Source organism: Pseudoalteromonas sp. P1-26 (genome assembly GCF_001401795.1).
Lineage (GTDB): Bacteria > Pseudomonadota > Gammaproteobacteria > Enterobacterales > Alteromonadaceae > Pseudoalteromonas.
Genome location: NZ_LKDX01000139.1, coordinates 1 through 511 on the forward strand (window position 1 = coordinate 1; position 511 = coordinate 511).

Below are 511 nucleotides of genomic sequence, written 5' to 3' on the forward strand. Positions count from 1 at the left end.
CTAACGCCTTACTAATGGGCGCATAAATGCTTGGCTAAAATTAGCTACGAAGGAGCGCAAGCCAAGCGTTTTGCGTCCTTTTGAGTAACTTGTTATGTGTATTGTGCGCCTTTCTTGTTTTTGAACCAAACATTTGAACTTGGCGTGAACAAAAACAGAATAACTATAATCTGACACAAGTTTGTTAGAGCACTTACAACGGTAAACTCTATAGGCATTAAAAAAAACTGTTGGAAGTTAATTGCTACATTAACAAGGCTTATTAAAATAAGAGCGGAATAGATAATCCTTGCCCAGTTGCGCCCACAGTTGATTTTGTAAGCTAGCCAAATAACTAATAAAGTTGTTACGCCGAATGAGGTGTATTTTGCTATTACATTCGGCATTAACTCTTTAGTATTGAAAGAAATAATGAGAATAGAAGCCAAACTGACCAGCCAACCAAGAAAAATAAATATAGTTGTGAGCTTTATACTTTTAGGTTTATCCATAACCATCCTATACACATAAC

At 35.8% G+C, this 511-nt stretch carries 1 protein-coding gene; it reads right to left on the reverse strand.

Annotated features, from left to right (window positions below; genetic code table 11):
* Positions 1 to 92 precede the first annotated feature (92 nt).
* Positions 93 to 511, reverse strand: a 419-nt coding sequence (locus tag AN394_RS21285; RefSeq protein WP_235575526.1) for a hypothetical protein, incomplete at its 5' end; no start/stop codon positions are given.